Below are 16,023 nucleotides of genomic sequence, written 5' to 3'. Positions count from 1 at the left end.
GGCCCCGCCCGCCGGGCCGGCCAGTATCTTGCCGCTACGCCCCCATGCCGCGCGTGGACTCCCGCACCACGAGCTCGCCTTCGAACACGGCGGCGCGCGTCGCGGCCGCCGTGCCCTCGATGCGCTCGTGCAGGAACTCCACGGCGCGATAGCCGATCTCGCGCGTGGGCTGGCGGATCGTCGTGATGCCGGCGAGTTCGGCCCAGTCGGGGTCGTCGATCGCGACGAGCGCGACGCGCTGCTGCCATTGCGCGCCGAGCCGCGCCTTCAAATGCAGCGCAACCCGCAATGCCACGGGGGCATTCGCCGCAAAGAGCGCGCAACGCGCCCCGCGCCGCGCGGCTTCGTCGAGGTGCGCGTCGAGCGCGGCGAGCGCCGCTTCCGCCCCGGCGGCATCGTGAAGATCGAGCACGCGGGCCGTCCCGCGCACCGCTTGCGCACTACCGACGACACCACCCAGCGCCTCGCGAAACGCCGCGACGCGCTCGCGCCGCGAGCTCACGTGCTCGAACGGCTGCACGACGAACACGATCTCGTCGCAACCCTGCTCGAGCAGATGCCCGACGCCAAGACGCGCCGCCGCCGCGTTGTCGAGCCCGACCACGTCGGCATCGAGCCCGTCCACGGTCCGGTCGATCAGGACCGCTGGAATGCCGCCGTTGCCCACGGGCTTGAGCATCGCCTCGCGCACGCCGAGCGCGTTGACGATCACGCCTTCCACCCGATAAGTCGTGAGCAGCTGCAGATAGCGATGCTCCATGTCCGCTTCGTTCGCCGCGTGACAGATGAGCGGCATGTAGCCCAGCGCATGACACGCCGCTTCCACGCCTTGCAGCACCTCGACCGAATACGGATTTGCGAGATCGGCGAGCAACAGGCCGATCAGGCGATTGCGCCCACGCTTGAGACCGCGCGCCATCTGGTTCGGCCGGTAGTCGAGCCGTTCGATGGCAGCCTCGATGCGCGTGCGCAGATCCGGCGAGAGCACCGAGTGCTCGCCGTTCAGATAGCGAGAAATACTGGTCTTGCCGGTGCCCGCCTCGCGAGCCACATCGCTGATGGTCGCGCGCCGCGCGGCCGTGTCCGTGCCGCTCATCGCGCGAGCACCTCGCGGTTGACGATGTTGCGATCGAGCGTGCCGGCGAGCGCGGCGACGAGGTTCTCCGCGGCGCAGCGCGCCATGGCGTGACGCGTCTCGTGCGTGGCCGAGCCGATGTGCGGCAGCGCCACGACGTTGGGCATGCGCAAAAGCGGCGATGCCGGATCGAGCGGCTCCTGCTCGAACACATCGAGCCCCGCGCCGTGGATCGTGCCCGCTTCGAGCGCGGCGACGAGCGCCGCTTCGTCGACGGTCGCGCCGCGAGACGCATTGATGAAAATCGCGCCCGGCTTCATCTTCGCGAGTTGCGCCGCGCCGATCAGGCGATGCGTCTCGCGGGTGAGCGGCACCTGCAGGCAGACGAAGTCCGAGGCCCCGAGCAGTTCGTCGAGCCCGACACGGCGCGCGCCATAGTCGCGTTCCGCTGCCGGATTCGGGCTGCGGTTCGTGTACAGCACCTTCATGTTGAAGCCGAGTGCGGCGCGCCGCGCCACCGCACCGCCAATGCGCCCGAGCCCCACGATGCCGAGCGTTTTGCCCTGCACCTCCACGCCGTATTGCGCGGGGCCGACGCTCGATTTCCACTGGCCCGCCTTGACCCAGTCGGCCAGCTCCACGACACGGCGCGCGCTCGCGAGTATGAGCGAGAACACCGTGTCGGCCGTCGATTCGGTCAGCACGTCGGGGGTGTGCGCGAGCACGATGCCGCGCCGCGTGAGATCGGCCACGTCGAACTGGTCGTAGCCCACCGAGATCGTCGAGAGCGCGCGCACGCGCGAGCCTTCGAGCATCGCCGGCGTGATCTTCACGCTTGCGCCGATCGCGCCGTCGGCGTTGGCGAGCGCTTCGGCGAGCGCTCCCGGTGTATCGGCATCCACGAAAACGACCTGCGCGTGCTCGCGCAGATAGCCGGTCACGTCGTCAGGCAAATTCTTGTAGGCAACAATCGTCGGTGTCATGTCCGTCATTTCCCAATCCCTCCTGCTTCAAGCCGCGCCCGCGGCCGCCGTGGCGGCCGACGCGTCCTGCGTTTCGAGCGCGTCGAGCTGCGCGCGCCGCGGCAGCCCTTCCGAATCGCCGATCACCTGCACGGCAAGCGCGCCGATGCGGTTGCCGCGCGCGACAGCCTGCGCAAGCGGGCGGCGCTCCAGCAGCGCGCTGATCACCCCCACCGCGAAGCCGTCGCCGGCGCCCACGGTGTCCACCACGCGCGCCACCGGCTGGGCTTTCACGAGGCCGTGCGCGCCTTCCGCCGTGCGATACCAGGCGCCCTGCGCGCCGAGCTTCACGACCACGCCGCGCGCCCCGCGCACCAGATAGAAACGCGCGATGGTATCCGGATCGTCGGAACCCGTCAGCACGAGCCCCTCGCTCACGCCCGGCAACACCCAATCCGCGTAGGTCGCCAGTTCGTTGAGCGTGCTCGTCATTTCCTCGCGCGTATTCCAGAGCGTGGGGCGCAGATTCGGGTCGAAGGTCATCGTGCGGCCGGCCGCGCGCATCTCGCGTGCGAGCTTGAACGCCAGCTCGCGCGACGTCGACGAAATTGCCGGGGCCACGCCGCTCAGATGCAGATGCCGCGCGCCCAGCACGTAGTCTCGCTGGAAATCGTAAGGCGAGAGCCGGCTCGCGGCCGAGCCGCGGCGGAAATACTCGACAGCCGGATCGCTGCCGTCCTCGTGCCTGGACTTCAGCTGGAAGCCGGTGGGAAAGCGCGTGTCGACGCTCACGCAGCGTGCGTCAATGCCCTCCTCTTCGAGGACGTCGCGCACGAACTGGCCGAACGAATCGGCACCCACGCGGCTTATCCAGCCCACCTTGAAGCCGAGCCGCGCGAGACCCGTCGCGACGTTCAGTTCCGCACCCGCGGCGCGCTTCGTGAAATGCGCGACCTGCGCGAGCGGGCCGGGTTCGGCGGCGACGAACATCGCCATCGCTTCGCCGTAGGTGACGACGTCGAGGGAATCGGTCATGGAAGGTTTTCCTGATCTTGATGTCGGGATGAAAATTCGGTGCCCCAAGTTGAATGGAACCGGTTCCATTTTCAACCCCAAAAAAAGCGCCTGTGCGCCCAAATAGTCTGAGCATAGTGCGCCGGCCGGCGCCGCCATGCCATTCTGGTTAGCCCTAAGGCCGCTTTCCGTCACGCCTCGTGCCCGCGGGGCAGCCCGGCGAGGCACTCGTCGAGAAAGCGTTGGGCGACGCGCGAGGCCGCCCCGGCATGCGGCACGAGAATCGAAAAGCGCCTTGCAAGCGGCTCGGGCCCAAGCGGGATCTGACATAGCGCGCCGTCTTCGTGGCGCATCGACATGGCGGAAACGAAACCGATGCCCATGCCCGCGCGCACGGACTCCTTGACGCCTTCAACCCCGGCGATCTCGAGCGCGATGCGCATCGGCACGGCCGCGCGCGAGAACGCGCGCTCGACGATCTGACGCACGCCCGAACCGTCCTCGCGCAGCACGAGCGGATAGTCGCCCAACGCAGCCAGCGCGATGCGGCCGCCATCCGTCTCGTCCGCCCTATGCTGCCCGGCTGCCCGGTCGAGCACCTGCCGGGCGAGCGGATGCGTATGCGGCGCGATCGCCACGATCTCGTCCTCGTGCCAGAGCTTGACGACCGTGTCGGCCGGCAATTGCTCGCCGACCGGCCCCTCGATCAACGCGATGTCGAGCGCACCCAGCATGCCGACGACATCGGACGTGTTGCCGCTCGCGGTTTCGATCTTGACGTCGGGATAGCGCCGATGAAACGCCGCCATCAGATACGGCAGCAGATAGCTCGCGGGCGTGGTGCTCGCGCCGATGCGCAGCGTGCCGCGCTCGAGGCCGCGCAGGGCGTCGCGAAACGCGTAGGCCTCGCGCCAGCTGTCGCGCAGGCGCGCCGCGTAGGCGGCAAGCTGCTCGCCGGCAGACGTGAGGCGCACGCCACGGCCGTCACGCAGGTAAAGCGCCTCGCCGAACGCCTCCTGCAACAGGCGCAGCTGGCCCGACACCGCGGGCTGCGAGAGATGCAGCGCCACGGCCGCCCGGCTGATGTTGCGGTGCTCGGCAACGGCGGCGAAGGTTATCAGCTGCTCCGGGGTCATGGTGATTAAATATCGGACTGACTTATATTTTACTTCGCAAATCACGATTTTTCATATCGATATATCTAAATTAGGATTGGCGCATTCGTTCGTTATTTCGCTTGTTACTCCGTTCGTTACCCGATAAAGAGCCGACATGTCCGCCACGTCGTCAACGCCCCTCGCGCATCAGCGTTCGTCCACTCGCGGGCAGCTCAACGGCGTGCTGTTCGTCGCGCTGTTCGCCGCCGCCGTCACGCGGCTGGCCGCCCTGCCCGCCATCGCCAATCTGGGCCTGAGCCCGCTGATCGTCGGCATTGTCGGCGGCGCGATCTATGGCAACGCGTTGCGCGACGGCATGCCCGAAAGCTGGGCCGCCGGCGTCAACTTCTCGGCGCGCAGGCTGCTGCGCATCGCCGTCGCGTTCTTCGGCCTGCGCGTGAGCCTGCAGGAGATCGCCCAGGTGGGCTTGCCGGGGCTCGTCGAGTCGGTCGTGATCGTCGTCAGCACGCTCATCGTCGGCACCTGGGCCGGCATGAAGATCATGAAGCTCGACCGCGACACCGCGCTCCTCACCGCCGCCGGCAGCGCGATCTGCGGCGCGGCCGCCGTGCTCGCCTTCGAGTCCACGCTGCAGTCGAAACCGCACAAGAGCGCCATGGCCGTGGGCAGCGTCGTGCTGTTCGGCACGCTCTCGATGTTCCTCTACCCGGTGCTCTATCGCGCGGGCTGGCTCCATCTCGATACCCTCGGGGCCGGCCTTTTCTTCGGCGGCACGATCCACGAGGTCGCGCAGGTCGTCGGCGCGGCGAGCAACGTGAGCCCCGAGGCCACCCACATCGCCACCATCGTCAAGATGACGCGTGTGATGCTGCTCGTGCCGGTGCTGCTCGTGGTCGGTCTGTGGGTCAACCGGTCGGCGCGCGGTGCGCATGGCGCGCACCATGGCGAAGGCGCCCGCAAGCTGGCGGTGCCGTGGTTCGCAATCGGCTTTCTCGCGTGCGTGGTGGTGAATTCGCTGCACATGTTGCCGGAGACGGTCACGCACACGGTCAACGGGCTCGACACTTTCGCGCTGACCATGGCGATGACGGCCCTCGGCATCGAGACGCGCATTTCGCAGATCCGCCAGGCCGGGCCGCGCGCGCTGACCACCGGGTTCATTCTCTATGTCTGGCTGATCGGCGGCGGCCTTGCGATCACCTGGGGGGTGGAGCGCCTCTTTGCCTGATCGCAACCCTGTTCGCCGCGCAGTTCGCCGCGCAGTTTGCCGGCCTTCGCGCGCCCTGGCACGTCTCGCGCGGGCGCGCGCCATGCGCGCGATACTGTGGCGTGCGGCCCGGTCCGCGGGCCGTGCGCGTCATGGCAAAGGGGCAACCGATGGCATACGAACTGTATTACTGGGACGGCCTGCAGGGCCGGGGCGAATTCGTGCGGCTCGCGCTGGAAGAGGCAAAGGCCGGGTACGTGGACGTGGCGCGCGGCGCGAAGGCGGATGGCTACGGTATCGGCACGATGATGGCGGAACTCGAGAGCCGCACCACGCCTTACCCGCCGTTCGCGCCGCCGTTTCTGAAAGACGGCGACCTGATCGTGCCGCAGACGGCCAACATCCTGTTCTATCTCGGGCCGAAGCTCGGACTCGCGCCGCAAGACGAAGGGCTGCGATACGTCGCGAACGGCCTGCAGCTGACGATCGCCGACCTCGTGACCGAGGTGCACGACACGCATCACCCGATCGCAAGCGGCCTCTATTACGAGGATCAAAAAACCGAAGCGAAGCGGCGCACTTCCGACTTCCTCGCGCACCGCATGCCGAAGTTTCTCGGCTACTTCGAGCGCGTGCTCGCACAAAATCCGGCCGGGCCGAAGCAGATGGTCGGCAATGCGCTCAGCTACGTCGATCTTTCGATCTTCCAGATCGTCGAAGGGCTGTGCTACGCGTTCCCGAAGGCGACGAAACACCTGGGCGGCCACTTTCCGCACGTCGTGGCGTTGCACGACGCCGTTGCCGCACGCCCGAACATCGCGGCCTATGTCGCCTCGCCCCGCCGCCTCCCGTTCAACGAAACCGGCATCTTCCGGCACTACCCGGAACTCGATCACGCCGCGCGCTGAACCGCGAGCACGCCGCACATTCGGCGCGGCGTCCCACTCCCCCCCGCGGCCCCACCCGCAGCGCCGCTTTTTCTCGCCGCGCGCAATGCTATGCTTGCGCACGGCGACGCTCACTCCTAACAACGACCTGCCCGCTGTGCTGTCATTCCTGCTGAAACTGCGCACCCGCGCCCGCGATCTCTTCCGTCTGTCAGACGCCCACACGATGCTCGTGTGGGCGGTTATCGTCGGCATGGCGGGCGCGTGTGCGACCGTGCTGTTCCGCAAGGGCATTGCCCTGCTGCAGGTCGTGTTCTCGGGCAACCACGGCAGCCTCGTGGAGATGGCCCGCAATCTGCCCTGGCACACGCGCATCTGGCTGCCCGCCGCGGGCGGCTTCATCGCAGGCTGCCTGCTGCTCGTCGCCAAACGCAAAACGCCGGGCGACGGCAACCGCTCCCTCCATACCGACTATGTCGAGGCCGTCGCGATCGGCAACGGCGTGATGCCGGTCGGCAAGAGCCTCTGGCGCAGCATCTCGTCGCTCTTCACGATCGCGAGCGGCGGCTCGATCGGCCGTGAAGGCCCGATGGTGCAGCTCGCCGCGCTCGCGGCCTCGCTGATCGGCCGCTGGGTCCACTTCGATCCGCAGCGCCTGCGCCTGCTGGTCGCGTGCGGCGCGGCAGCCGGTATCACCTCCGCCTACAACGCGCCGATCGCCGGGGCCTTCTTCGTCACCGAAATCGTGCTCGGGTCGATCGCCATGGAGAGCTTCGGGCCGCTCGTGGTCGCCTCCGTCGTGGCGAACATCACCATGCGCGAGTTCGCGGGCTACCGGCCCCCGTACGAAATGCCCGTGTTTCCGCCCGTGACGGGCCCCGAGGTCCTGCTCTTCGTCGCGCTCGGCCTCTTGTGCGGCCTGCTCGCGCCGCAGTTCCTGGGCCTGCTCGACATCGCGAAGACGGGCTTCGGACGCCTGAAGGTGCCGCTTCCGGTGAAGCTCGCGCTGGGCGGCCTCGTCTGCGGCATTCTTTCGGTCTGGACGCCCGAGGTCTGGGGCAACGGCTACAGCGTCGTCAACTCGATCCTCCACTCGCCGTGGACCTGGACGGCGCTCGCCACCGTGCTCGTCTTCAAGCTCATCGCGACCGCCGCCACCGTCGGCTCGGGCGCGGTCGGCGGCGTATTCACGCCGACGCTCTTCATGGGCGCCGTGCTCGGCTGCCTCTTCGGCCAGGGCATGCATGCGCTGTGGCCGCACGGCACCTCGGCGCCGTTCGCCTACGCGATGGTGGGCATGGGCGCGTTTCTCACGGGCGCGACCCAGGCGCCGCTGATGGCGATCCTCATGATCTTCGAAATGACGCTCAGCTACGAGGTCGTGCTGCCGCTCATGCTCTCGTGCGTGGTGGCGTACTTCGTCGCACGCGCGACGGGCAAAGCTTCGATGTACGAGATCACCCTGCATCGCAACCGCGAAGAAGAGGAACGCATGCGGCTGCGCGCGACGCAGATGCGCACGCTGATCCAGCCCGCCAACACCGTCGTGGGCGTCCATGCGACCGTGCCCGAGATGACACGCGTGTTCCTCGAATATCCGGTGAAGTACCTCTATGTCACGGACGACGCGGGACGTTTCCTCGGCGCCGTGGCGCTCGCCGACATCACGTCGGACCTGCTGCAAAAACGCGACACCGCGAACAAGTGCGCGGCCGACTACGTGCAGATGCCCTTCCATGCGCTCACGCCCGACATGTCGCTCGCGGCCGGACTGCAGCACTTCATGGCCTTTCGCGGCGAACGGCTGCCCGTGATCGAGAGCGCGCAGCAGCCTACGCTTGCCGGTGTCGTCTACAAGACATCGCTCCTCGACGCCTATCGGCGCCTCTCGCCCGATCGTTAGCGCGCGGCTTCCTGGCTGCGCAGGCGTTCATGGCGCGCCATCCGCAATGGAACTGGCTCAACGGCGATATGCGGGACCGCCCCTCCTGGCGGTCGATCCGTTTCGACGGGTTGCGGGCGGGCGGCTGAAGCGGCGCGGCCGGCGCCCTGCCGCTGGCCAGAAAGCGCAAAAAAGCACGCGCGTTCGAGACGCGCGTGCCCATTTCCTGCCATTATGGATATATCGCATATCTTCCCGCGCAGCCGCACGGCAGCAGCCGCCGCACCCGCGCGAAGCCAATGCGGCGCGCCGCCCCCAGCGTGAGCGGCGCGGCTGCCGCGCAGCGCCCGCCCGGGCGCGGCACGGCGCTTGCTGCGGCCACAAGGCCGCATGAGAGAGGAGGTCGAGCGATGAAAACCTCGACAGTGATGGCCACCGTGATGCTCTCGGCGTCCTGCTTCGCCGCACCGGCGCATACAGCACGGGAAACCCTGGCCGATTACGGCGGCGCGGCCCCGCAGCTGCGCCTGAACGACGCCCCGGTCGCCCCGCCTGCCCCCGACGTGCCGGTCCCCATGGCAAGCGGCGCGCAGCATTGGCAATACATCACGCTGCCGAAGTCGCGACAGCTCGACAAAACCCTGACGCCCGAACTGCATCTCCAGACTTAGACCTGGTCCGGGCCCCCGGCGGACACCCAGCGTCGGCCGGTGCGAAGAATTGGCTATGCTGGCGTCGCGGCGCCATGCTGTACCCGGTCGCGCCGTGGCCATGATTTAGCCGATTCAGCCGCCTTGCCGGCCCGGTCCGCCTGTCATCGCGGACCCGCGCCGGCCGGGCAAAGGACGCCCCGCATGCCTGCCACTCCCATTCCCGAAGAGCCGATCGATCTGCAATTGACCGACGTACTGCGCGAGGTCCGCTGGCCGGCCAACAAGGACGATCTCGTGGACGCCGCGCGCAACGCGGGCGCGAGCAACGAAGTGCTCGCAATTCTCGACGGCATGCCGGAACAGGACTATCACAACGTCGACTCGGTCACGCGGCTGATCGGCAGCAACTACAGCCCAGGGCTCGGCAGCTGACGCCCGCCGTGCGGCGTGGCTCAGGCGTCGCGTCCAAACACCACGCGCGCAAAGAATCGGCTCAGCACCGCCTCGACCACGGGCGGCGTGACGTGTTGCGGATCGGCCGTGGAGAGAAACTGCACGCCGTCGCACAGCCCGATCAGGCCGATCACGAGCAGATCGGGCTCGAGCGGCATCGGCGTGCCGGCGCGAGCCGAAAATTCCTCGATGTATTCGGCGAGATGGTCGCGTTTTTCCTTCAGGAACGCCGTGAAGCGGGCGCGAAAGCGTGCATCGCGCGCCGCCAGCAGCTTCGCCTCCACCCACAGCAGAAACGTCTGACTCTCTTGCGCCATGCGGCTGTAGTAGGCCGTCACGCGCGCCTCCATCTCTTCGCGCGAGGTCTCCGTTTCGAAGATCGCGCGCAGATCGGCCTGCATCGCCTCATGGTCGCGCCGCAGCAGTTCCACGAGCAGTTCGGCCTTGCTGCCGAAGTTCGAATAGAACGCCCCGCGCGTGTAACCCGCCGCCAGCGCGATGTCTTCCACGCTCGCGCCCACGAAACCTTTTTTCGTAAAAATGGCTTGCGCCGCGTCGAGCAGGCGCTCGCGCGTCCGGTCACGGCTTTGTTCGCGGGTCAGTCGGATGCGGTTCATGGCGGGAGTCTAGCACTGAAACATTCCTCCAATTCAACTTTGGATTCAGATACAGTGTTGTATTAGAATCCAATTCGTCATCTGTGGTCGTTATCTGGCACGCATGCTGTAAATGAATCCCGTGTGCGCGAGCGCAAAGCGGGTCCGGCCGCGCCCGCGCCATGCGGTGCGCCGCGCCAGGCCCGGTATCTTGCCTGCGCCCCTGGCAAATCGAGGTCCATGTGAATCGTCGCGGTCGTGGCGCATCGGGCAGGATGCGCATGCAGTCCAGTGGGTCATCAGGGCGCTCGCGCTGGCGCCGCCTGGCCGGTCTCCTCTCGCTGTGCGCCGCCGCGGCACTCGCCGCCTGCGGCAAGGAAGCGCCGCCGCCGGAGGCCCCGCGCCCCGTCGTCTTCATGATCGTGCATCCTGACGGAACCGGCCCGCAGGCCAGCTATCCCGGCGATATCGAAGCGCGCTATTCGACGCCGCTCTCGTTCCGCGTGGCCGGCAAGGTCATCGAGCGCAGCGTGCGCCTGGGCGGCACCGTCAAACCGGGCCAGGTCGTCGCGCGCCTCGATCCGTCCGACTTCGAGAAGAACGCGGCCAGCGCCGCCGCACAGCTCGCGGCTGCCCAGCACAACTACGCCTACGCGAAGCAGCAGCTCGATCGCGACACGGCCCAGGCTGCCGCCAATCTCATTGCCCGCGCGCAGTTCGAGCAGACGCAGAACGCTTACGCTTCGGCCGTGGCGCAGCGCGATCAGGCGCAACAGCAGCTCGCGCTCGCCGAGGACCAGCGCCGCTACACGCAGCTCGTCGCCGATCACGCCGGCGTCATTACCGCCGAAAACGCCGACACGGGCCAGAACGTGCAATCCGGCCAGGCCGTGTATCAGCTCGCGTGGTCGGGCGACGTGGACGTGGTCTGCGATCTGCCCGAAACCGCCGTTGCCGGCCTCGCCGTCGGCGAGCGCGCCCAGGTGAGCCTGCCGGCGCTGCCTGGGCGGCAGTACACGGCGCAGATCCGCGAAATCGCCGCCGCCGCCGATCCGCAGAGCCGCACCTGGCGCGTGAAACTCACGCTGGCCAATCCGGACGCTGCCGTACGCCTCGGCATGACGGCCAACGTCGCGATCGCGGCGAGCCGGGCGGCCGCGAGCGGCACCTACACGATCCCGGCCACCGCGCTTTTCCACGACGGCGACGCGCCGGCGCTCTGGATCATCCACAAACCCGACAACGTGCTGCAGCTGCGTCGCGTGGCGGTCTCGCGCTACGACGCGCGCACGATCACCGTGACGAGCGGCCTCGCCGACGACGACCAGATCGTGCTGCAAGGCGTGCACACCGTCACCGAGGGCGAGAAAGTGCACCCGGTGCCGCCGCTCCATCCCGAGGATTTCGCGTCATGAGCCAGGTTCCGGCCTCCGATCACGAAGAGGGGCGCTTCAACCTGTCGGCGTGGGCGTTGCGGCATCAGGCACTGGTGATCTTCATCATCGCGCTCGCGACGCTCTTCGGCGCCCTCTCCTACACGCGTCTTTCGCAGTCCGAAGATCCGCCGTTCACGTTCCGCGTGATGGTGATCCAGACCTTCTGGCCCGGCGCGACCGCGCGCCAGGTCGAGGATCAGGTGACCACGCGCATCGGCCGCAAGCTGCAGGAAACGCCTTATATCGACTTCCTGCGCGCTTATTCGCGCCCCGGCGAGTCGCTCGTGTTCTTCACGATGAAGGACTCGGCGCCCGTGAGCGAAGTGCAGCCCACCTGGTACCAGGTGCGCAAGAAAGTGGGCGACATCGCCGCCACGCTGCCGCCCGGCGTGCAGGGGCCGTTCTTCAACGACGAGTTCGGCGACGTCTACACGAACATCTATGCGCTCGAAGGCGACGGTTTCTCGCCGGCCCAGCTGCACGACTACGCCGACAAGCTGCGTGAAGAGCTGCTGCGCGTGCCCGACGTCGGCAAGGTCGATTACTTCGGCGACCCGAATCAGCGCATTTACATCGAGATCCCGAACACGCAGCTCACGCGCCTCGGCATTTCGCCCACGCAGCTCGGCCAGATCATCGGCGCGCAGAACAGCGTCTCGCCGGCGGGCACGCTGACCACGGCCGACGACCGCGTCTTCGTGCGCCCGAGCGGACAGTACGAGAACTTGCAGGCGCTGGCCGACACGCTGATCCGCGTGAACGGCCACAGCTTTCGCCTCGGCGACATCGCCACGATCCGGCGCGGCTACGACGACCCGCCCGCCACGCAGATGCGCTTCGAAGGCAACGCCGTGCTCGGCATCGGCCTCACGATGCAGCCCGGCGGCGACGTGATTCGTCTGGGCAAGGCGCTCGACGCGCGCGTCGCGCAACTGCGCGCCGGGCTGCCCGCGGGCCTGCGGCTCGTCGAAGTGTCGAGCATGCCGCACGCGGTCTCGCGGTCCGTGGACGACTTCGTCGAGGCCGTGGCGGAAGCCGTCGGCATCGTGCTGCTCGTGAGCCTCGTCTCGCTGGGCGTGCGCACCGGCATGGTGGTCGTGATCACGATCCCCATCGTGCTCGCCGTGACTTCGCTCGTGATGTATCTCTTCGACATCGGCCTGCACAAGGTCTCGCTCGGCACGCTCGTGCTTGCGCTCGGCCTGCTCGTGGACGACGCCATCATCTCGGTCGAGATGATGGCCGTGAAGCTCGCCCAAGGCTGGAGCCGCACGCGCGCCGCGGCGTTCGCGTACACGAGCACCGCCTTCCCGATGCTCACGGGAACGCTCGTCACCGTCGCGGGCTTTTTGCCCATCGTGCTTGCGAAGTCGAGCACCGGCGAATACACGCGCTCGATCTTCCAGGTCTCCGCGATCGCGCTGATCGCCTCGTGGTTCGCGGCCGTCGTGCTGATCCCGCTGCTCGGCTACCGGCTCCTGCCCGAGCGCGAGCGCGCGGCCCACGAGCCCGACGGGCACGAGCATGATATTTACGACACGCGCTTCTATCACCGCTTGCGGCACTGGATCGGCTGGTGCATCGAATATCGCTTCGTCGTGCTCGCGCTCACGATCGCGCTCTTTCTGGTTGCCCTGCTCGGCTTCACGCTCGTGCCGCAGCAATTCTTCCCGAGCTCCGACCGGCCCGAGCTGCTCATGGACGTCCGCCTGCCCGAGGGCGCCTCGTTCGACGCCACGCTGCGCGAAACCCGCCGCCTTGAAGCCGCGCTCAAGGGCCGCCCCGAGATCGATCATGCGGTCGACTTCGTCGGCACCGGCGCGCCGCGCTTCTATCTGCCGCTCGACCAGCAGTTGCAGCAGCCGAACTTCGCGCAGTTCGTCATCACGGCGAAGTCGATCGAGGACCGCGAAAAGCTCGCCGCATGGCTCGAAACGAAGCTGCGCAACGACTTCCCCGCCGTGCGCACGCGCCTCTCGCGCCTCGAGAACGGGCCGCCCGTGGGCTACCCCGTGCAGTTCCGCGTGAGCGGCGACGACATCGCCACGGTGCGCGCCATCGCGGAGCGCGTCGCCGCGACGATGCGCGCCGACGCGCGCACCGACAACGTCAGCTTCGACTGGGACGAGCCCGCCGAACGATCGCTGCACTTCGAGATCGACCAGCAGAAGGCGCGCGCGCTGAACGTTTCGTCGGAGGACGTCGCCAACTTCCTGCAGATGACGCTCTCGGGCTACACCGTTACGCAGTACCGCGAACGCGACAAGCTCATCAGCGTCGATCTGCGCGCGCCCGCCGCCGAGCGCGTCGACCCCGCCCATCTGCTGACGCTCGCCATGCCGACGCCCAACGGACCGGTACCGCTCGGCTCGCTCGGCCATCTCGCGAACGACCTCGAATACGGCGTGATCTGGTCGCGCGACCGCCAGCCCACCATCACCGTGCAGTCCGACGTGAAGGCCGGCGCGCAAGGCATCGACGTGACGCACGAAGTGGAGAAGCAGCTCGCGCCGATCCGCGCTTCGCTGCCCACGGGTTATCGCATCGAAGTGGGCGGCTCCGTGGAGGAAAGCGCGAAGGGCCAGGCGTCGATCTTCGTGCAGTTGCCTATCCTCGCCATCGCCGTGCTCACGCTCTTGATGATCCAGCTGCAGAGCCTCTCGCGCGTGATGATGGTCGTGCTGACCGCGCCGCTCGGACTGATCGGCGTCGTGCTCACGCTGCTGCTGTTTCACGAGCCGTTCGGCTTCGTCGCGATGCTCGGCGTGATTGCGATGTTCGGCATCATCATGCGCAACTCGGTGATACTCGTGGACCAGATCGAGCATGACATCCGCGAAGGGCACAAGCGCTTCGACGCCATCGTCGGCGCAACGGTGCGGCGGTTCCGGCCCATCACGCTGACGGCTGCCGCCGCCGTGCTCGCGCTGATCCCGCTGCTGCGCTCGAACTTCTTCGGGCCGATGGCCTCCGCGCTCATGGGCGGGATCACGAGCGCCACCGTGCTCACCCTGTTCTATCTGCCGGCGCTCTATGCCGCGGCGTTCCGCGTGCGCAGCAGCGAGACCGGCGAAACCGGAGAGCGGGGCTCCGACGCGGAGAATGCATCATGAGCGCCACGAACCCGTTAGTCATGCCGATCGATCGCAACGCGGCGCCGCCTGTCGAGTCGCGCCGGCGGCACCCGGCGCTGCGCGCCTGCGCGTGGGCGACCGCGCTCGCCGCGCTAAGCCTCGCCGGCTGCGCATGGGGGCCGAGCGGCGAAGCGCCCGCAATGCCGCAGCCCGCCCACTACGGCGCGGATCCCCAGCCGGCGCAGACGGTTGCGGCGCAAGGCGTGGCGCAGCAGTTCGTCGTAGGCGCGCAGCCGGTGCCGCAATGGTGGACGCTGTACCGCTCCGACGCGCTGGACGCCCTCGTCGAGGAAGGCTTGCGCAACAGCCCGAACCTCGCCGCCGCCGACCATAGCCTGCAGGCCGCACGCGAGCAGTTGCGCGGCCAGATCGGCAGCTCGATGCTGCCCACCGTCGACGCGCTCGGCACGGCGCAGCGCCAGCGCACGCCCGGTATTCCGCCGCTCGGCATCGACAAGCTTCAGTACGACATCTTCGCGGGTGTCGTCGAGGTGCGCTATTCATTCGACCTGTTCGGTGCGACCCGGCTGAACAACGCCGCGCAGGCCTCGCGCGTGAACGTGCAGGCGTTCCAGTTCGAAGCGGCGCAGCGCGCGCTCGCCGCGAACATCGTCGCGGCGGCGCTCGGCACGGCAATGCTGCATGCCGAGATCGACACGACCGGGCAACTGGTCGCGCTCGCCAACGCGCAGGCCGACGATCTGGCGAAGCGTTACGCGCTCGGCGCGGTCTCGCACACCGACCTGCTGAACGCGCAGCAAAGCGCGGCTTCGATCGCGACCAACCTGCCGGTGCTGCGCCAGCAACTGAGCACGACGCGCCACGCGCTCGCCGTCCTGCTCGGCCGCACGCCCGACGCGGCGCCGCCCGACCTCGACCTCGCGAGCCTCACGCTGCCCGCGCAGGTGCCGGTGCTGGTGCCGTCCGATCTGCTGAAGTCGCGTCCCGACATCGAGGCCGCCGACGCGACGCTCAGGGCCGCCGCCGCCGACGTGGGCGCCGCGACCGCCCAGATGTTCCCGAGCATCACGCTCTCGGCGGGCCTCGGCCAGGCGGGCTTCTCGTGGCCGATGGCGGCCTCCGGCGCCGGTGCGCTGTGGGCCATCGGCGCCTCGCTCACGCAGCCCATCTTTCATGGCGGCGAGCTCGTTGCGCAGCGGCGCGCGGCGCTGCAGTCCTACGACGCCGCCAACGCCTCGTATCGCCAGACGGTGCTCGCGGCCTTCCAGAACGTGGCGGACCAGTTGGCCTCGCTCGAGCACGACGCCCAGGCGCTCGATTCGGCCAGTGCTTCCGCGCAGGCCTCGGAGGGCGTGTACGAGGAAACGAACGCGCGCTACCGGCTTGGCGCCGTGCCTTACTACGCGGTGCGCCAGAGCGAGCAGCAATGGCGCAACGCGCGCCTCGACGAGATCCGCTATCGCGGGCAGCGGCTTTCCGATACGGCCGCGCTGTTCCAGGCGATGGGCAATCCGCCGACGGCGGCCAGCGCAAACACGGCGGCTACCGACACGGGGGCCGCTACGCAGCCGGCCGCGAAGCCGGATACGCCGCCACCCACTCCCTCAGCCGACTGAGCCCCGGCCAGCGGCACAACAATACGTAC

At 68.2% G+C, this 16,023-nt stretch carries 13 protein-coding genes; 8 read left to right on the top strand and 5 right to left on the bottom strand.

Annotated elements, in window-relative coordinates; genetic code table 11:
- Positions 1–34 precede the first annotated feature (34 nt).
- The 4 genes from BAC01S_RS05010 to BAC01S_RS04995 form a co-directional block, all read right to left on the bottom strand.
- Positions 35–1,096 (bottom strand): LacI family DNA-binding transcriptional regulator, encoded by a 1,062-nt coding sequence (locus BAC01S_RS05010; RefSeq protein WP_027793773.1) that lies wholly within the window; start codon positions 1,094–1,096, stop codon positions 35–37.
- Positions 1,093–2,058, bottom strand: coding sequence for an NAD(P)-dependent oxidoreductase (locus tag BAC01S_RS05005; RefSeq protein WP_027793772.1), 966 nt, complete (start codon positions 2,056–2,058; stop codon positions 1,093–1,095). The genes BAC01S_RS05010 and BAC01S_RS05005 overlap by 4 nt, the downstream gene beginning before the upstream one ends.
- 27 nt (positions 2,059–2,085) lie before the next feature.
- Positions 2,086–3,072, bottom strand: a complete 987-nt coding sequence (locus BAC01S_RS05000) for a sugar kinase (protein WP_027793771.1) — start codon at positions 3,070–3,072, stop codon at positions 2,086–2,088.
- A gap of 170 nt (positions 3,073–3,242) precedes the next feature.
- On the bottom strand, positions 3,243–4,187 hold the full coding sequence (locus tag BAC01S_RS04995) for a LysR family transcriptional regulator (RefSeq protein WP_027793770.1): 945 nt from the start codon (positions 4,185–4,187) through the stop codon (positions 3,243–3,245).
- Between the two features lie 136 nt (positions 4,188–4,323).
- On the opposite strand from BAC01S_RS04995, the gene BAC01S_RS04990 reads away from it, so the two are divergent.
- The 5 genes from BAC01S_RS04990 (at position 4,324) to BAC01S_RS04970 (ending at position 9,230) form a co-directional block, all read left to right on the top strand.
- Positions 4,324–5,397 carry a YeiH family protein gene (locus tag BAC01S_RS04990; protein ID WP_027793769.1) on the top strand — a complete coding sequence of 358 codons (1,074 nt, stop codon included), beginning with the start codon at positions 4,324–4,326 and terminating at the stop codon, positions 5,395–5,397.
- Positions 5,398–5,546: 149 nt separating this feature from the next.
- On the top strand, positions 5,547–6,284 hold the full coding sequence (locus BAC01S_RS04985; protein ID WP_027793768.1) for a glutathione S-transferase: 738 nt from the start codon (positions 5,547–5,549) through the stop codon (positions 6,282–6,284).
- A gap of 136 nt (positions 6,285–6,420) precedes the next feature.
- Positions 6,421–8,166: a ClcB-like voltage-gated chloride channel protein gene (locus tag BAC01S_RS04980; protein ID WP_027793767.1), complete on the top strand. Its 1,746-nt coding sequence runs from the start codon at positions 6,421–6,423 to the stop codon at positions 8,164–8,166.
- A gap of 389 nt (positions 8,167–8,555) precedes the next feature.
- On the top strand, positions 8,556–8,816 hold the full coding sequence (locus BAC01S_RS04975) for a hypothetical protein (protein ID WP_027793766.1): 261 nt from the start codon (positions 8,556–8,558) through the stop codon (positions 8,814–8,816).
- Between the two features lie 183 nt (positions 8,817–8,999).
- On the top strand, positions 9,000–9,230 hold the full coding sequence (locus BAC01S_RS04970) for a DUF2795 domain-containing protein (protein WP_027793765.1): 231 nt from the start codon (positions 9,000–9,002) through the stop codon (positions 9,228–9,230).
- Between the two features lie 20 nt (positions 9,231–9,250).
- Here the strand turns inward: BAC01S_RS04970 and BAC01S_RS04965 are convergent, their stop codons facing one another.
- Complete coding sequence (locus BAC01S_RS04965; RefSeq protein WP_027793764.1) at positions 9,251–9,868, bottom strand: TetR/AcrR family transcriptional regulator; 618 nt, start codon at positions 9,866–9,868, stop codon at positions 9,251–9,253.
- A gap of 254 nt (positions 9,869–10,122) precedes the next feature.
- Between BAC01S_RS04965 and BAC01S_RS04960 the strand changes: the two genes are divergently transcribed.
- Genes BAC01S_RS04960 through BAC01S_RS04950 form a run of 3 tightly spaced genes read left to right on the top strand, consistent with a single transcriptional unit; the run spans position 10,123 to position 15,994 of the window.
- Entirely contained in the window at positions 10,123–11,262 is a 1,140-nt protein-coding gene (locus BAC01S_RS04960; protein WP_027793763.1) for an efflux RND transporter periplasmic adaptor subunit, read from the top strand.
- Positions 11,259–14,396 (top strand): efflux RND transporter permease subunit, encoded by a 3,138-nt coding sequence (locus tag BAC01S_RS30325; protein ID WP_043201146.1) that lies wholly within the window; start codon positions 11,259–11,261, stop codon positions 14,394–14,396. The genes BAC01S_RS04960 and BAC01S_RS30325 overlap by 4 nt, the downstream gene beginning before the upstream one ends.
- Positions 14,393–15,994, top strand: a complete 1,602-nt coding sequence (locus tag BAC01S_RS04950; RefSeq protein ID WP_245616504.1) for an efflux transporter outer membrane subunit — start codon at positions 14,393–14,395, stop codon at positions 15,992–15,994. Before BAC01S_RS30325 ends, BAC01S_RS04950 begins: the two co-directional genes overlap by 4 nt.
- Positions 15,995–16,023: the final 29 nt, after the last annotated feature.

Origin of the sequence: Paraburkholderia acidipaludis NBRC 101816 (genome assembly GCF_000684975.1) — a bacterium.
Lineage (GTDB): Bacteria > Pseudomonadota > Gammaproteobacteria > Burkholderiales > Burkholderiaceae > Paraburkholderia > Paraburkholderia acidipaludis.
This window is presented reverse-complemented; position numbering and strand designations above follow the sequence as displayed.

What these genes read in the sequence shown, in the direction of transcription:
- BAC01S_RS05010 (WP_027793773.1), bottom strand. Translation starts at nt 1,096, where the DNA reads ATGAGCGGCACGGACACGGCCGCGCGGCGCGCGACCATCAGCGATGTG.
- BAC01S_RS05005 (WP_027793772.1), bottom strand. Translation starts at nt 2,058, where the DNA reads ATGACACCGACGATTGTTGCCTACAAGAATTTGCCTGACGACGTGACC.
- BAC01S_RS05000 (WP_027793771.1), bottom strand. Translation starts at nt 3,072, where the DNA reads ATGACCGATTCCCTCGACGTCGTCACCTACGGCGAAGCGATGGCGATG.
- BAC01S_RS04995 (WP_027793770.1), bottom strand. Translation starts at nt 4,187, where the DNA reads ATGACCCCGGAGCAGCTGATAACCTTCGCCGCCGTTGCCGAGCACCGC.
- BAC01S_RS04990 (WP_027793769.1), top strand. Translation starts at nt 4,324, where the DNA reads ATGTCCGCCACGTCGTCAACGCCCCTCGCGCATCAGCGTTCGTCCACT.
- BAC01S_RS04985 (WP_027793768.1), top strand. Translation starts at nt 5,547, where the DNA reads ATGGCATACGAACTGTATTACTGGGACGGCCTGCAGGGCCGGGGCGAA.
- BAC01S_RS04975 (WP_027793766.1), top strand. Translation starts at nt 8,556, where the DNA reads ATGAAAACCTCGACAGTGATGGCCACCGTGATGCTCTCGGCGTCCTGC.
- BAC01S_RS04970 (WP_027793765.1), top strand. Translation starts at nt 9,000, where the DNA reads ATGCCTGCCACTCCCATTCCCGAAGAGCCGATCGATCTGCAATTGACC.
- BAC01S_RS04965 (WP_027793764.1), bottom strand. Translation starts at nt 9,868, where the DNA reads ATGAACCGCATCCGACTGACCCGCGAACAAAGCCGTGACCGGACGCGC.
- BAC01S_RS04960 (WP_027793763.1), top strand. Translation starts at nt 10,123, where the DNA reads ATGCGCATGCAGTCCAGTGGGTCATCAGGGCGCTCGCGCTGGCGCCGC.
- BAC01S_RS30325 (WP_043201146.1), top strand. Translation starts at nt 11,259, where the DNA reads ATGAGCCAGGTTCCGGCCTCCGATCACGAAGAGGGGCGCTTCAACCTG.
- BAC01S_RS04950 (WP_245616504.1), top strand. Translation starts at nt 14,393, where the DNA reads ATGAGCGCCACGAACCCGTTAGTCATGCCGATCGATCGCAACGCGGCG.